Annotated in this window: 12 protein-coding genes; 3 read left to right on the forward strand and 9 right to left on the reverse strand. The window is 64.9% G+C overall.

What is annotated here, in order from left to right; all coding sequences use genetic code 11:
• Nucleotides 1-119: 119 nt before the first annotated feature.
• Nucleotides 120-1916 (forward strand): flavin-containing monooxygenase, encoded by a 1797-nt coding sequence (locus tag U1R88_RS28885; protein WP_322434380.1) that lies wholly within the window; start codon nucleotides 120-122, stop codon nucleotides 1914-1916.
• A 114-nt stretch (nucleotides 1917-2030) separates the two neighbouring features.
• Here the strand turns inward: U1R88_RS28885 and U1R88_RS28890 are convergent, their stop codons facing one another.
• The 9 genes from U1R88_RS28890 to U1R88_RS28930 all read right to left on the reverse strand — a co-directional run bounded on the left by U1R88_RS28890 (nucleotide 2031) and on the right by U1R88_RS28930 (nucleotide 11802).
• The gene (locus U1R88_RS28890) at nucleotides 2031-2822 is read right to left on the reverse strand and encodes a glucose 1-dehydrogenase (RefSeq protein ID WP_068281497.1); all 792 of its coding nucleotides are present in this window, start codon (nucleotides 2820-2822) and stop codon (nucleotides 2031-2033) included.
• Between the two features lie 11 nt (nucleotides 2823-2833).
• On the reverse strand, nucleotides 2834-3805 hold the full coding sequence (locus U1R88_RS28895) for a sugar-binding transcriptional regulator (protein ID WP_322434381.1): 972 nt from the start codon (nucleotides 3803-3805) through the stop codon (nucleotides 2834-2836).
• Nucleotides 3806-3945: 140 nt separating this feature from the next.
• Nucleotides 3946-4710 (reverse strand): SDR family oxidoreductase, encoded by a 765-nt coding sequence (locus tag U1R88_RS28900; protein ID WP_322434382.1) that lies wholly within the window; start codon nucleotides 4708-4710, stop codon nucleotides 3946-3948.
• Between the two features lie 14 nt (nucleotides 4711-4724).
• Nucleotides 4725-6224, reverse strand: a complete 1500-nt coding sequence (locus tag U1R88_RS28905) for a sugar ABC transporter ATP-binding protein (RefSeq protein ID WP_322434383.1) — start codon at nucleotides 6222-6224, stop codon at nucleotides 4725-4727.
• 141 nt (nucleotides 6225-6365) lie between these two features.
• The gene (locus U1R88_RS28910; protein ID WP_322434384.1) at nucleotides 6366-7304 is read right to left on the reverse strand and encodes a sugar ABC transporter substrate-binding protein; all 939 of its coding nucleotides are present in this window, start codon (nucleotides 7302-7304) and stop codon (nucleotides 6366-6368) included.
• 75 nt (nucleotides 7305-7379) lie between these two features.
• Nucleotides 7380-8360, reverse strand: coding sequence for an ABC transporter permease (locus U1R88_RS28915; protein ID WP_322434385.1), 981 nt, complete (start codon nucleotides 8358-8360; stop codon nucleotides 7380-7382).
• Between the two features lie 78 nt (nucleotides 8361-8438).
• Nucleotides 8439-9917, reverse strand: a complete 1479-nt coding sequence (locus U1R88_RS28920; RefSeq protein ID WP_322434386.1) for an FGGY-family carbohydrate kinase — start codon at nucleotides 9915-9917, stop codon at nucleotides 8439-8441.
• Entirely contained in the window at nucleotides 9917-10891 is a 975-nt protein-coding gene (locus U1R88_RS28925) for a transketolase family protein (protein ID WP_322434387.1), read from the reverse strand. Before U1R88_RS28925 ends, U1R88_RS28920 begins: the two co-directional genes overlap by 1 nt.
• On the reverse strand, nucleotides 10888-11802 hold the full coding sequence (locus tag U1R88_RS28930) for a transketolase (protein WP_322434388.1): 915 nt from the start codon (nucleotides 11800-11802) through the stop codon (nucleotides 10888-10890). Before U1R88_RS28930 ends, U1R88_RS28925 begins: the two co-directional genes overlap by 4 nt.
• Before the next feature lie 392 nt (nucleotides 11803-12194).
• Between U1R88_RS28930 and U1R88_RS28935 the strand changes: the two genes are divergently transcribed.
• Together U1R88_RS28935 and U1R88_RS28940 are read left to right on the forward strand one after the other, a co-directional pair.
• Nucleotides 12195-13256, forward strand: coding sequence for a LacI family DNA-binding transcriptional regulator (locus tag U1R88_RS28935; RefSeq protein ID WP_322434389.1), 1062 nt, complete (start codon nucleotides 12195-12197; stop codon nucleotides 13254-13256).
• Between the two features lie 27 nt (nucleotides 13257-13283).
• The gene (locus tag U1R88_RS28940; RefSeq protein WP_425545495.1) at nucleotides 13284-14528 is read left to right on the forward strand and encodes an ABC transporter substrate-binding protein; all 1245 of its coding nucleotides are present in this window, start codon (nucleotides 13284-13286) and stop codon (nucleotides 14526-14528) included.
• Nucleotides 14529-14615: the final 87 nt, after the last annotated feature.

Genomic DNA, 14615 nt, shown 5'->3' on the forward strand with positions numbered 1-14615 from the left:
ACATCTGTTATACGCGCTGTTGGCGATGGAGATGCCGGCATGCGTTGTAAAATCGCCGCTTTCGCGGGCGCCCGGATCACAATGAGGCGCGATTTGAAAAACCATAGGGATGGAATGCCATGAGTAGACCGGACGCAAAGGGCCAGCTTTCAAGGTGGCTGGATCGCTTTGCTCACGCCGCGGCGGCGGCCGACAAACCTGCACTTCTCGCTCTGTTCGACGCGGATTGCTACTGGCGCGATCTGCTGGCTTTCACCTGGAACCTTCATACCGCCGAGGGCAGGCAGGGTGTTGGCGACCTGCTCGACGCGACCTTGGTGCGTGCCCGGCCCGGGACCTTTGCTGTGCAGGACGAGGTATCGGAAACCGACGGTGTCACCGAGGGATTTTTCACGTTCGAAACCGGCGAGGCGCGCTGTCGCGGCCATATCCGCCTCAAGGGCGATCTTTGCTGGACGTTGCTGACCTCGATGGAAGAGCTGAAGGGCTTCGAGGAAAAGAAGGGACGGCGGCGCGTCATGGGCGCGCAACATGGCGTTCACCGCGATCGCCAGACCTGGTTGGAGCGACGGCAGGAGGAGGAGGCTTCCCTCGGCTCCGAGACCCAGCCCTATTGCCTGATCGTCGGGGCGGGGCAGGGCGGCCTGGCGCTCGGAGCGCGGCTGAAGCGCCTCGGCGTGCCGACGCTCATCGTCGAGGCCCATGAAAGGCCGGGGGATTCATGGCGCAAGCGCTACAAGTCCCTCTGCCTGCATGACCCGGTCTGGTACGACCACATGCCCTATCTGCCTTTCCCCGATGACTGGCCCGTCTACACGCCCAAGGACAAGATGGCGGACTGGCTCGAAGCCTATGCCAAGGTCATGGAGCTCAATGTCTGGAGTTCCTCACCCTGCCGCAAGGCTTCCTTCGATGCCGCGCGAGGGCAATGGACCGTGGAGGTCCTCCGCGAGGGCAAGCCGGTGACGCTCACGCCCAGGCACCTCATTCTCGCGACCGGCATGTCCGGCATTCCCAATGAGCCCGCATTCGCCGGCATGGATCTTTTTGCTGGCGAACAATGCCACTCCAGCCGCTACAAGAGCAGCGACGCCTATAGCGGCAAGAAATGCATCGTCATCGGCTCGAACAACTCAGCCCACGATATCTGCGCCGATCTGTGGGAGAAGGGCGCCGATGTCACCATGGTGCAGCGCACCTCGACCCATGTCGCCAGCTCGGATGCGCTCTTCCGGTTCGGCACCAGCCGGCTCTATTCCGAGGACGCGCTCGATCGGGGCATCGATACCGACAAGGCCGATTTGCTGAATGCCTCGGTGCCGTACAGGCTGATGCCTGAGCTTCTCAAGCCGGTGACGGCCTCCATCAAGGCTGCGGATGCCGATCTCTTGGGGAGGCTCGAAAAGGCCGGCTTCCTGCTCGATTTCGGCGACGATGAGTCCGGCCTGTTTCTCAAATATATGCGGCGCGGTTCGGGCTACTACATCGATGTCGGCGCTTCCGACCTGATCGCGAACGGTGACATCAAGCTGAAGAGCGGCGTTGGAGTCCGCGAAATCACCCGCAAGGGCGTGATGCTCAGCGACGGCACCGAACTGCCGGCCGATCTCATCGTCTACGCCACCGGCTATGGCTCGATGAACGGCTGGGCGGCCAGGCTGATTTCGCAGGAGGTCGCGGACAAGGTGGGCAAGGTCTGGGGGCTCGGCTCCGACACCACCAAGGATCCCGGGCCCTGGGAGGGCGAACCGCGCAACATGTGGAAGCCGACCCGGCAGGAAGGGCTCTGGTTCCATGGCGGCAACCTGCACCAATCCCGCCATTATTCCCAATATCTCGCCTTGCAGTTGAAGGCGCGCATGGAAGGAATACCCACGCCGGTATTCGGCATCCCGCCGGTTCATCATCTGGCATGACGAAGGCGAAAGGACCGGTCGTCGGCGGTCCGCCGTGATCGCCGCGATGTCCGCGGGAATCCAGGGGAAGAGGACCCGGTGGTCGGTACCGACCACCGGCAGCGCATGGATGCCCTACGACATGATGAGCCCGCCATCGACATTGATGGTCTGGCCAGTGATGTAGGCGGCGTCCTGGCTGGCCAGGAACGCGACCAGGCCGGCGACGTCCTCGCCATTGCCGGCACGGGCCATGGGGATGTTGCGGACCCATTCGGCCATCAGTTCGCCGGGCTTGTAGTCGCCGAGCAGTTTGCCCCAGGCGGTGTCGTTATAGGCCCACATGTCCGTTTCGATGATGCCGGGGCAGAAGGCGTTGACAGTGATGCCTTCCTTCGCGACTTCCTTGGCCAGGCTTTGGGTAACGCCGACGACGCCGAATTTGGAGGCCGCGTAGTGCGGCGTGAAGATGAAGCCCTGCCGTGCCTGTCCCGAGGCGGTGTTGATCAGGCGGCCGCCCTTGCCATGCTTGCGGATGCGCCGGATTGCTTCCTGGCAGCACAGGAACACGCCCTTGGTGTTGACGTCCATGACCTTGTCCCACTCCGCCTCGGTCATGTCCTCGATCCGCGCGATGGTGATGACGCCGGCATTCTGGACCGAGATATCCACTTTGCCGAATTGCTGTTCGGCGGCATCGTAGAGCGCGGCCACGCTGGCCTTGTCCGTGACGTCGGCGACGAAGGCCGCCGCCTTGCCGCCTTGCGACTTGATCTCGGCGGCCACCTCCTCGACGCGCGCCTCGTTGGCGCTCACGACGACCGCCGCGCCTTCCCGGGCAAAGCGTCGTGCGATGGCGGCGCCGATGCCTCGACTGGCGCCGGTGATCACGACGGTTTTTCCGGTGAAACGGGAGGGGGCGGTCATGGCTTTTCCTTTCAGGATTTTCGGGGGGGATCACCGGCGAGCAACTGCTCGGCGGTGAAGTGATCGGTAATGAGGACGTCGATGTAGCCGCCGAGCATGGCGGCCCGGATGGCCGGCACCTTGCGGCTGCCGCCGGCGACGGCGACGACCCGCTTGGCGGCCTTGATCTCCTCGAGCGGTATCGAGATGACCCTGTCGTTGAGGGGGGTGATCACCGGCCTGCCGTCTGCATCGAAGAAGCGCAGGCCCATGTCGCCGACGGCGCCGTGGGCGGCCAGTTCGTCCAGTTCCTCGCGAGTGAAGGCATTGCCCGAATTGACGAGCATGTAGGACGGCGTCATCGAGCCGATGCCGACCAGCATCAGGGTGATCTCCCGAAAGCAGCGCACCGTTTCCTCGACGAACGGATCGGCCATCAGGACATTCTTGCTCTCCGGCGAGCCGGCGACGCCCGGTGCCGGCAGGAATTGCGGTTTGGCATTGGTGAGCTGGGCGAGGCGGGTGACGATGTGCTGGGCATGGGACTGCATGGTGGGATTGCCCATGCCGCCGAAGATCTGCACCACCTTCTGCGCCTGGACGCGCTTGATCGGCGTGATCGCGTCCACGGTCCGCATCAGCGACAGGCTCCAGGAGGAAACCCCGATCACTTCGTCATCCGCGATCGTCGATTCGAGGAAATGGGCGGCGGCATCGCCGATGGCGGCCAGAACGGTTTCGTCCCGTTCGCTGAGCGCCTCGGCAACGATGGCTTCCTCGATGCCGAAACGCTCGCGCAGGCCCGCCTCCAGCTCTGCGAAGACTCCCGGCGGCGGCGTGATCGAGATGCGGACGATGTTTTCGTCCAGGGCCTTCTTCAGCAGGCGCGAAACCCGCGCCTGCGGGATGTGCAGGCGCTCGGAGATATCGGACTGCTTGATGGCATCAAGGTAATACATCTGCGCAACGCGTGTGATGAGGCGGAGTTCGTCGGCCCTGGACATGGCTTCGGTCACTATCCGGCGAGAGAGCGATTATCGCGGGCAAGCTGCCGCACGAGGCGAACCTGCATTCTCGACCGGATCGTCGAAGGGCGACAAGCACGGATCTCACTCGTGCACCGTGACGTTGCCCCTGTTGGCATTCACCAGCACTCGAAGCCGCCATCGACCAGCAGGTCGACGCCTGTGACGAAGGACGAAGCGCGCGAAGCGAGGAAAACGGCCGGTCCCACCATCTCGTCGACGGTTGCCATGCGGCCCATCGGGGTCTCGGCTTCGAAGCGCTTCACCTGTTCGGCGACTTCTGCGCGCAGGTTCATGGGTGTGGAGGTATAGCCCGGGCTGATCGCATTGACGCGGATGCCGCGATCGACCCACTCCATCGCTAGACTCTTGGTCAGGTGGACGACGCCGGCCTTGGAGGTGTTGTAGTGGATCTGCTGGATGCCCCGATTGACGATCGAACCGGACATCGAGGCGATGTTCACGATGGTGCCGCTCCGGCGCGGCAGCATGACGCGAGCCTCCGCCTGGCAGGACAGGAAAATGCCGGTCAGGTTGATGTCCAGCATGCGCTGCCATTGTTCGAGCGGCATGTCCTCGGCCGGCGCTGCATTGGCGATGCCGGCGGCATTGACGGCGATGCTCAGCGGGCCCACCACGCTCTCGGCTTCATGGATGCCTCGGGCAAGATCGTCCGCCTGGGTGACGCTGCCTGCCATGGCGACAACCGTGCGGCCGAGCTTTTCGATGGCGCTCACCGTATGGCCGATGGTTGCCGAGCCGGGCAGGTCGAAGCAGGCGATGTCGGCGCCCGCCTCCGCGAGGCCGATGGCGATCCGTTGGCCGATGCCGCTGCCGGCGCCCGTGACGAAGGCGGCCTGGCCGTCCAGTCTGAAGATCTCCATGTTCGCTCCTGGCGTCAAAGTGTGGCGCGTTCCATCACGGAGACGCGATTGGCTTGATTGCGATCGAGAATGCCGCGATTGAGGCCGCGGCTGAGCACCATCACGCGATTGGATAGGCCGAGGACCTCGTCCAGGTCTGAGGAGACCACGATGACGGCAAGCCCCTGATGGGCAAGGTCCGCGATCACCTCGTAGATCTGCGCACGGGCGCCGACGTCGATGCCCCGGGTCGGCTCGTCGAGGATGACCACCTTGGGACGGCGCGAGATGCATTTGGCCAGCACGACCTTCTGCTGGTTGCCTCCTGAAAGATGGCCGACGGGCTGGCCGGCACTGCCCTTCACACCGAAACGCTTGATGTTCTGGTTGGCATAGCTGCGCACGGCGCCCGATGTTACGAAGCCGGAGGGGGCGATCCGGGGATAATTGCCCAGGGCGATGTTGTCGCCGATCGTGTGCTCCAGGATGAGGCCCTGGTCCTTGCGATCCTCCGGCACCAGCACGATGCCGGCCGCCAGGCTGTCGGCCGGCCTGCGCGGGGAAAGCGGCTTGCCGTCGATGGCAATCGAGCCGGTGGCGATGGGATCGGCGCCGGCGATGGCGCGCACCAGCTCGGTACGCCCGGCACCTACGATGCCGGCGATGCCGAAGACCTCGCCGGCGTGCACGTTGAAGCTGATGTCGCGAAAGGATTTGTCGGGTGCGCTCAGACCTTCGACGCGCAGGACCTCCCGGTCGGCCGGCGTGGTCATGGCCGGAAACATGCGTTCGACCGAGCGGCCGACCATGGCCTCGACCAGGGTCTTCACCGGCACCTGCGCCGTGGCGTAGGTGCCGACCAGCCGCCCGTCCCGAAGCACGACGACGCGATCGGCGATGCGCGCGATCTCGTCCAGGCGATGGCTGATATAGACGAAGCCCATGCCTTCCTTCTTCAGGCGTTCGATCTGTTCGAAGAGATGATCGGTTTCCTCGCCGCCCAGGGCGGCGGTCGGTTCGTCGAGGATCAGGAGCTTGGCATCGAGGGTGAGCGCCTTGGCGATCTCGACCTGCTGCTGGGCGGCGACGCGTAGATGGCGCACCAGGGTCGAGGTGGGCACGTCGAGACCCAGACGATGGAGCTGTTCGGCGGCGCGCTTTGCCATAAAGGCGCGATCGACCCGGCCTGACTTCGTGGGCTGGCGGCCCACGAAGACGTTCTCCGCGATTGTGAGATCGGGCAAGAGCCGCATCTCCTGGTGGATCAGGCCGATGCCGCGCGCGAGCGCATCGGCGGGACTGGCCGGCGCATAGGGCTCGCCGTTCCAGGTCATCGTGCCGGCGGTCGGCTGGATCAGCCCGGCGATGATGGAGGAGATGGTCGACTTGCCGGCGCCGTTCTCGCCGAGCAGGGCGACCACCTCGCCGGGCCGGACATCGATGTCGACGCCTTCGAGCACCGTCACCGGCCCATAGCGCTTGGAGGCGCCGCGCACCGACAGGCCGGCGGTGAATGGTTCTGGGGATTCATTCATGACGGGCCTCCTGCAGAGGGGTGCCCGGCCGCCTTGGCACAGCCGGGGATCCGATGAAGAGCGGGCATGCTCGCGAGGAGCATTCGCAAGGGGCGTTCGAATGTCTGCGGTGCTCGAAGCGCGCCGCAGACGGGTCGGGCCTCAAGGGTGCTCGGCGATGTACTGATCCACATTGTCCTTGGTGGTCAGTGCCGCATCCTGCAACTGCTCGGCCGGCACCTTCTTGCCGGCGACGAGGTCGAGCGCCGATTGCAGGGCAAGCTTGCCCATGAACTGGGTGCGCTGCGTCATGGTGGCGTCGAGCGTGCCGTCCTTGACGGCCTTGAGACCGGCAAGGTCGCCGTCGAAGCCGAAGACCCAGACCTTGTGATCGGAGCCGGAGGCCTTGGCCGCCTGCGCGGCGCCGAGGGCGAGGGCGTCGGCACGGCCGAAGAAGATGCTGATGGTGGGGTCACGCTGCAGCATGTTCTGGGCGATGTTGAAGCCCTCGTCCTTCATCCACATCTTGGAAGCCTCGCGGCCGACTTCCTTGATGCCGGCGCAATTGGCCATGGCTTCCTTGAAGCCCTTGTCGCGATCCTGCTCCGGCGTGGTGCCGATCTGGCCCTGGATGATGGCGAGATCCCCCTTGCCGCCGGTGACCTTGCAGACATAGTCGCCGAGTGTCTTGGCCGCGGCCACCGAGTTGGTGGCGATGAAGGTATCGCCCGGGGCATCGGCCGGGTTGCGGTCGACGGCGATGACCGGAATGCCGGCGGCCTTGGCAGCCTTGACCGGCACGCTGGCGGCCGCGGCACCGGCAGGAATGTAGATGAGGGCCTGGACCTTCTGCGTGATCAGGTCCTGGATCTGGCTGACCTGGGTGGCGCCATCGCCCTTGGCATCGACGGTGACGACCTCCGCGCCCATCGCCGCGGCGTTCTTCTCGACCGACTGCTTGATCTGGTTGAAGAAATCGGCCTGGAGATTGGCGACGGCAAGGCCGACCTTGACCTTGTTGGCGGCCCAGGCGCCGGAGACGGCGAGGGGCGAAACGGCGAAGGCAAGCGTCAGGCCGAGAGCGTGGATGGTTCTGCTCATGGGAGGTTTCCTCGGTTGGAGTTCTTGTTGCAGGCGTAGTTGGGGCACCGGGAGGGCATCGCCCGCCCCGATCGGTTACCGGCGTCGCCGGATGAGGGTGTCGAAGGCGACGGCGGCCGCGATCATGATCCCGATGATCACGTCCTTGTCGTAGGTCTGCGCGCCGATCTGGCTGAGGCCCGAATTGAGCACGCCGATGATCAGGATGCCGATCAGCGTGCCGCCGATGCTGCCGACGCCGCCGGAAAGGGACGCCCCGCCGATCACCACGGCGGCGATGGCGGTGAGCTCATAGCCGAGCCCGTCGTAAGGCTGGGAGGTCTGCAGCCGGGCGGCATTGGCCATGCCGGCGATCGCCGACAGGGCTCCAGCCACGGCATAGACGACGACGATCTGCAGTTTCACCGAAATGCCGGCCAGGCGTGCCACCTCCGGATTGCCGCCGATCGCATAGAGGTTGCGTCCCGCCGGGCGGTATTTCAGGAAAGTCCAGGTCAGCACGACAAGCAGAAGGAAGAAGGCGGTGGTGGCGGTGATCAGCCCGAAATGGCGATAGGTGTTGAGCGTGTTGAAGGCGTCAGGCCAGCCGGAAACCACGTTTCCGTCCGTATACTTGTTGGCGAGGCCGCGGGCGACCGTCATCATGGCGAGGGTTGCGATGAAGGGCGGCAGGCGCGCCTGCGTGATCAGGAGGCCCGAGACCAGGCCGCAGGCCGCTCCGGCGAGGATGCCGAGGAGCAGGGCCGGTACGAAAGGCAGCCCGACGGTAGAGAACAGCCAGCCCGTGGTCATGGCCGAGAAGGCGAGCACCGAGCCGACCGACAGGTCGATCCCGCCGGTGATGATCACCAGCGTCATGCCGATGGCGAGGATGCCGTAGACCGTGATCTGGTCGAAGATGATGATGGCGTTCTGCACCGTGAAGAAATGCGGCGCCCGGATCGAGAAGAAGGCGATCAGCACGAGGAGGCCGATCAAGGGTCCCCAGATGCCTCCGGTCAGGTCGATCTTGAAGCGAGGCCTCGCTCGATCCGAATTCTCTACTTGGGCTGACATGTTCCCTCCTTCCCGCTTTGGTTCTTTCGCCCTTGTCGTGGCTCTTGGTTTGGGTGAGACGCGGATCCAGGCACTTGTCTACGCACTTGGCCGGAAGCGTGAGCGTGCGACGGCATCGAGCCAGCGCCGGCGCTCGGCCTGGCGTTCGGCTGGCCGCATCGATGGTTCGAAGACATCCCGAGGACGATCGAGCCCTGCCAGTGTCCCGGCATCCCAGAACCCGGCCTTCAGGCCCGCCAGATGGGCGACACCCAGCGCCGAGAGCTCGGCGGTATGCCCTCGCAGGATGGGCCGGCCGATCATGTCGGCCTCCATCTGCATGAGCTGGTCGTTGCGTGTGGGGCCGCCATCGACATGCAGCCGGTGCACGGGCGAGCCGCTGCGCTGGAGAGCCTCGACGACATCGGCGATCTGGTGCGCAATGCTGTCGATGGCCGCGCGGGCGATGGCATTCCTGTCGGTGCCGAGCGTTATGCCCGTCAGCAGGCCGACGGCCTCCGCGTCCCACCACGGCGCACCGAGCCCCGTGAAGCCGGGCACCAGGGCAATGCTGCTCGGGGTCGCATTCGCCAACCTTGCCAATTCGTCCGTATCGACGCCGAGAATACCGGCCACCCACCGCAAGGTGGAGCCCGCCGCCCGGATATTGCCTTCGGCGGCGAGGGCGAGCCGCTCGGGCCCGACACCGTCGATGGCCCAGGCGATAGTGAGGCACAGGCCCGGATCGAGCGCGGCTCCATCGGGAATCAGGCCCATCACGGACGAGCCGGTTCCCTGCGTGGCCTTGGCTTCGCCGGGCCGGATCGCGCCATGCGCAAAGAGCGCCGCATGGGAATCGGCCATCACGGCCAGGAGAGGGATTCCGTCCGGCAGGGGCGCGAGACCGCGAAGGCTTGGAAAGGGACCGCTCGAGGCCGTGAGGCGGGGCAGTGTTTCGGCCGGTACGCCGAACAGCTCCAGAAGGCCTTCATCCCAGCGGCCCTTGACGACGTCGAGCAACTGCGTGCGGGAGGCATTGCCTGCCTCGATGAGATGATCGTCGGACAGACGGCTCAGCAGCCAGCTGTCGATGGTGCCGATGCGGATGTCGCCGGCGCGGGCCTTGGTGCGATCGGGATCGACCTGGTCGAGCAGCCAGCGCAATTTGAGGGCGGAGAACATCGGGTCGAGCGGCAGGCCGCTGACCCGGCGCACCCGGGCGAGCGCTTCGGGCGTGCCGATCGCCTGCGCCAGGGCCGCTGTTCGCTGATCCTGCCAGGACAGGACGGGCGAGAGTGGAGCACCTGTCTTGCGGTCCCACAGCAGGCAGGATTCCCTTTGCGTGCTGATGCCGGCGGCGACGACTGCCCGGGCGTGTTCGGGCGTGACGCAGGCCGCCACGGCGGTGCTGATGCTTTGCCAGATCTCCCCGGCATCCTGCTCGACCCAGCCGGGCTGGGGGTGGCTTTCGCGCAGCGGCGCCTGTCCGCGCGCGATCACGGCGCCGGAGCTGTCGACCAGCAGGCACTTGGTGGAGCTCGTGCCCTGGTCGATCGCGAGAACGAGCGGGCCGGCCATCAATGTGCCCCCTTGCCCAGGAGGGCGAGCGCCGCCTCGACGATGCCCTTGGCGTTCAGGCCGAAATGATCGAGCAGAAACTGGGTGTCACCCGTCGGCGCAAAGCAGGGCACGCCGAGAATTCGCATCGGGACGGGATGGTGCTGGGCAACCGTCTCTGCAACGGCACCACCGAGCCCTCCGACATTGATCGCCTCTTCCGCCGTGACGATGCGACCGGTTTCTCGGGCTGCCTTCAGGATGGTTTCCTCATCTAGCGGCTTCAGCGTCGAGACATTCAGGACGCGGGCGGAGACGCCTTGTGCCGCAAGCAGGTCCGCTGCTTCCAGGGCTCGCGACACCATGGTGCCGATCGCGGCCAGAGTGACGTCGCCGCCCTCGCGCAACGTGCCGATCTTGCCCGGCTGGAAGCTGTCGCCCGGCCTGTTCACGGCGGGGATCTTAAAGCGGCCGACGCGCATGAATACGGGCTTTCCCGCATTTGCAGCCCAGCGCACCGCCTGGCGCGTTTCCTGCGGATCGGCTGGCGCCATCACCGTGAGTTCGGAAATTGCCCGCATCCAGGCGAAGTCCTCGATGGAATGATGGGTGGGGCCCAATTCGCCATAGGCCATGCCCGGCGACATGCCACACAGCACCACCGGATATTGCGAATAGGCGCAGTCCGCCTTGATCTGTTCGGTCGCACGGCCGGTGAGGAAGGGAGCCGCCGCGCAGACGAAGGGGATCAGGCCGGCATTCGCCAGGCCGGCGCCGACGCCGACCATGTTCTGCTCGGCGATGCCGACATTGATCAGGCGATCCGGGAATTCCTTCTGGAAGGCACCGAGATTGCTCGACCCGACGCTGTCGTTGCAGACGGCCACGATGCGGCTGTCGGTCCGGGCGAGGGCGATAAGTTCCTCGGCGAAGGCGACCCGGCAGTCGAATGTCTCCGGGGCGCCGGCGGGGCGAGGGGCTTCGGGGGCGCTCATAGCGACAATTCCTTCAATGCGATCTCGACCTGCTCGGCGCTCGGCACCTTGTGGTGCCACTCCACCCGGTCTTCCATGAAGGAGACGCCGCGGCCCTTATTGGTCTTGGCGATGACGGCCCGGGGACGATCCGTGCCGCGGGCGGCAAGCACGTCGAGCAAGGCCGTGGTGTCGTGGCCATCGACCTCGATGGCTTCCCATCCGAAGGCACGGAACTTGTCGGCAAGCGGTTCGAGGGTGTTGGTGGCCTCCGTGCCCGCGCCCTGCTGGAAGCGGTTGCGGTCGACGATGGCGGTGAGGTTGGCCAGCTTGCGATGACCGGCTGCCATGGCTGCCTCCCAGTTCGAGCCCTCCTGCAGCTCACCGTCGCCGAGCACCACGAAGGTGCGCCAATCCTGCCCGGCGATCTTCGCGCCGACGGCCGTGCCGACGCCGATCGGAAGCCCATGGCCCAACGGACCCGTATTGGCCTCGACGCCCGGGATCTTGCGGCGGTTGGGATGGCCGTTGAGGGCGGCCAGCGGCTTCATGAAGGTATCGACGGCGGCGGGATCGAAGAAGCCGCGCAGCGACAGCACGCTGTAGAAGGCGGCGGCGCAATGTCCCTTGGAGAGGATGAAGCGGTCCCGGTCCGGCTTGGCCGGGGCAGCGGGATCGACATTGAGCACGCCGAAATAGAGCGTGGTGAGGATGTCGGTCACCGAGAGGTCCCCACCGACATGGCCAAGGCCTGCCTGGGCGATGGTCCTGACGATCTTGATCCGCACCTGGCGGGCAATTTCCGCCAGGGCCTCGGGATCGGCTGTCTTCTCGAAGCTTGGATGTGCAACGGCTGCCAGCGGCGCCGGAAACGAGGCAGGGCCGGACGCGGCGGCATCAACGAGATTCAAAGCGTGAGGGGGCGCCGTCATCAGTCCTCCATGTCGATATGAATATTTATTCATATGTGATATTAAATTCATTCTGAGACTTGAAAGCGACCTTGTCAAGCGTCGTGAACGTCGACCGTTCGCAGAAGGGAGGCCAGGCAATGGAGGATTGGCGGCGATCGGCCTCGGAATGTCATCGAGCGCCCTGAACTGCGCCGGCTTGGGAAGGCCCCGTTGTCTGCTGCGGGCCGCCTAATCGGCGGAGGAGAAAACGGCTCTCCAGCCATTTCAATCATCCGACGAATAACCCTTGTCGGGACCGCGGATCTCCTGTAGAAGTGAGAAAAGCTTTTCTCACAAAAAAGAGGCATCTTTTACCCAAAGAGATGCTTAAATCGAGAAAGAGAAAACCTTTTCTCATTCGGGAGGCTTTGATGTCTAGGGGAGGCGAAGGGGCGTCGGAGCCAGTCACGTTGCGCGACGTTGCCGCTGCCGCTGGCGTCAGCCTCGCCACCGCGTCCAAGGCGCTCAACGACCAGGGGCGGATGACGGTCGAAACCCGCAAGCGGGTGCGTGAGGTTGCCGCACTGTTGGGATTTCGCCCAAATGCCCTGGCGCAGAGCCTGCTCCGTCGCCGCAGCTTCACGGTGGGGTTGCTGACCAACGATACCTATGGCCGCTTTTCGCTTCCGCTGATGGCCGGGATTACGGAGGCCCTCGTCGACAAGGGAGTCTCGGTCTTCCTGTGCAATGTCGAGGACGATCCGCGCCTTGCGCAACTCCACGTCAACGCCATGCTCGACAAGCGTGTCGACGGCATCATCGCCACCGGCAAGCGCATCGACCGGCGGCTCCCGGTCGACCTCTCGAATCTCGGCATACCGGCCGTCTACGCCTTCACAGAACCCGATCCGGGCGCGGCGGCATTCGTCTCCGACGACGAAGCCGGAGCCCGCCTGGCCACCGAACACTTCCTGGGCCTCGGCCGGCGCCGGATCGCCCATGTTACCGGCCCGGCGAGCTTTTCCGTCGTGCATCTTCGCGCCAAGGCCTGCCACGATGTGCTGGCCCAGGCCGGATTGCCGCCCATTCCTACTCTCATGGGGGCCTGGTCCGAGGCGTGGGGGCATGAAGCGGTGGGACGGTTGTTTGCCGGTAAGGGAGCCAAGCCCGATGCGATCTTCTGCGGCAATGACATGATTGCGCGCGGGGTGATCGACGCCCTGCGCGAGCGCGGCCTCAGCGTGCCGGGAGACGTAGGGGTCATCGGTTTCGACAATTGGGAGATCATCGCCTCCCAGAGTCGGCCGCCGCTGACCTCCATCGACATGAACCTGGCCGCACTCGGGCGGCAGGCCGGGCTGGCGCTGCTGGCCCAAGTCGATGGCCGGCCTGTCGAGCCGGGCGTCAGGAAACTGCCTTGTCGGCTTGTGGTGCGGGAGTCCTGCGGCAGTCCGCTCCACGACAGTGAGACCCCATCAACAAGGGGTGGCTAAGTCGGTGATACCAAAGGGGAGGAAACAATGAGAAGGCTGATGATAGGCTTGGCGGCTTGGGTCGCCACGGCGGCGATCGGATTGCCGGCATGGAGCGCTGAGACCGCGACCATCTGGGTCCGCGCCGACGCCTCCAACTTCATGCCGAAAGTGGTCGATGCGTTCAACAAGAGCCACGGCGACCAGATCAAGCTCGACATCATTCCCAATGCGGAGATCATCACCAAATATGGAGCCGCTGCGGCCGGTGGCACAGCGCCCGATGCCTTGTCGCTCGACCTGATCTATACGCCGGCTTTCGCCGCCTCGGGACAATTGGAAGACATCACCGATTGGGCCAAGGCGCTGCCCTATTTCGCCGCGCTGTCGCCGGCTCATGTGAAGACGGGAACCTATCACGGCCGGATCTATGGCCTGCCGTTCTCCGCCGATAGTTCCGTGCTGATCTGGAACAAGAAGCTGTTCAAGAAAGCGGGGCTGGATCCCGAAAAAGGCCCAGCCAACTGGGCCGAAATCGAGGCGGATGCCGAAAAGATCAATGCGCTCGGCGGGAACATCAAGGGCTACTACTTCTCCGGCAATTGCCCGGGCTGCAATATCTTCACCCTGACCCCGTTGGTATGGGCCTCTGGCGGCGACATTCTTTCCGAAGACGGCACGAAGGCGACCCTGGAGGGCCCGCAACTGCGCGCCGCCATCGATTTCTATCGCTCCATGATCAAAAAGGACCTGGTGCCCGCGGGCGCCCAAAGCGACACCGGCGCCAATTTCTTCGCCGCCTTCGCTGCCGGCAATATCGGCATCAGCCCGTCCGGTGCCTTCGCCATCGGGGCCCTGAATACGCAATATCCCGATATCGACTATGGCATCACCTTCCTGCCCGGCAAGGATGGCGGCTGGTCGTCCTTCGCAGGCGGGGACAACTTCGTTGTCACCAAGGGGACACCCAAGATCGCGGTGGTGAAGCAGTTCCTCGAATTTGCCTATTCCATCGAGGGGCAGACCCTGCTGGCCAAATATGGCAGCCTGCCGGTGCGCAGCGATATTGCCAAGCAAGCCCTCAAGGATCTCGATCCACGCTACCAGATCGCGGCCGAAGCCATGGCCAAGGGGCGCACACCCTACAGCACGGTTTTCAACGACATCATCAACTCGGCCAACGGCCCGTGGAACCAGCTGATCGGGGAGGCCCTCTATGGCGATGACGCCGAGGCGGCCATCGCCACTGCCCAGAAGACCATGCAGTCCATTATCGACACCGCCCCGCAATAACGCCCAGCCATCGAGCCGCCTTGCCAAAGGCGGCTCGATGGCCTCGCATCGACAGGAGTGGACGATGAGTGTCTCGGCAGCCTTGCC

Source organism: Labrys sedimenti (assembly GCF_034424805.1).
Taxonomy (GTDB): domain Bacteria; phylum Pseudomonadota; class Alphaproteobacteria; order Rhizobiales; family Labraceae; genus Labrys; species Labrys sedimenti.

What these genes read in the sequence shown, in the direction of transcription:
- U1R88_RS28925 (WP_322434387.1), bottom strand. Translation starts at nt 10,891, where the DNA reads ATGAGCGCCCCCGAAGCCCCTCGCCCCGCCGGCGCCCCGGAGACATTC.
- U1R88_RS28895 (WP_322434381.1), bottom strand. Translation starts at nt 3,805, where the DNA reads ATGTCCAGGGCCGACGAACTCCGCCTCATCACACGCGTTGCGCAGATG.
- U1R88_RS28910 (WP_322434384.1), bottom strand. Translation starts at nt 7,304, where the DNA reads ATGAGCAGAACCATCCACGCTCTCGGCCTGACGCTTGCCTTCGCCGTT.
- U1R88_RS28935 (WP_322434389.1), top strand. Translation starts at nt 12,195, where the DNA reads ATGTCTAGGGGAGGCGAAGGGGCGTCGGAGCCAGTCACGTTGCGCGAC.
- U1R88_RS28905 (WP_322434383.1), bottom strand. Translation starts at nt 6,224, where the DNA reads ATGAATGAATCCCCAGAACCATTCACCGCCGGCCTGTCGGTGCGCGGC.
- U1R88_RS28900 (WP_322434382.1), bottom strand. Translation starts at nt 4,710, where the DNA reads ATGGAGATCTTCAGACTGGACGGCCAGGCCGCCTTCGTCACGGGCGCC.
- U1R88_RS28885 (WP_322434380.1), top strand. Translation starts at nt 120, where the DNA reads ATGAGTAGACCGGACGCAAAGGGCCAGCTTTCAAGGTGGCTGGATCGC.
- U1R88_RS28915 (WP_322434385.1), bottom strand. Translation starts at nt 8,360, where the DNA reads ATGTCAGCCCAAGTAGAGAATTCGGATCGAGCGAGGCCTCGCTTCAAG.
- U1R88_RS28930 (WP_322434388.1), bottom strand. Translation starts at nt 11,802, where the DNA reads ATGACGGCGCCCCCTCACGCTTTGAATCTCGTTGATGCCGCCGCGTCC.
- U1R88_RS28920 (WP_322434386.1), bottom strand. Translation starts at nt 9,917, where the DNA reads ATGGCCGGCCCGCTCGTTCTCGCGATCGACCAGGGCACGAGCTCCACC.
- U1R88_RS28940 (WP_425545495.1), top strand. Translation starts at nt 13,284, where the DNA reads ATGAGAAGGCTGATGATAGGCTTGGCGGCTTGGGTCGCCACGGCGGCG.
- U1R88_RS28890 (WP_068281497.1), bottom strand. Translation starts at nt 2,822, where the DNA reads ATGACCGCCCCCTCCCGTTTCACCGGAAAAACCGTCGTGATCACCGGC.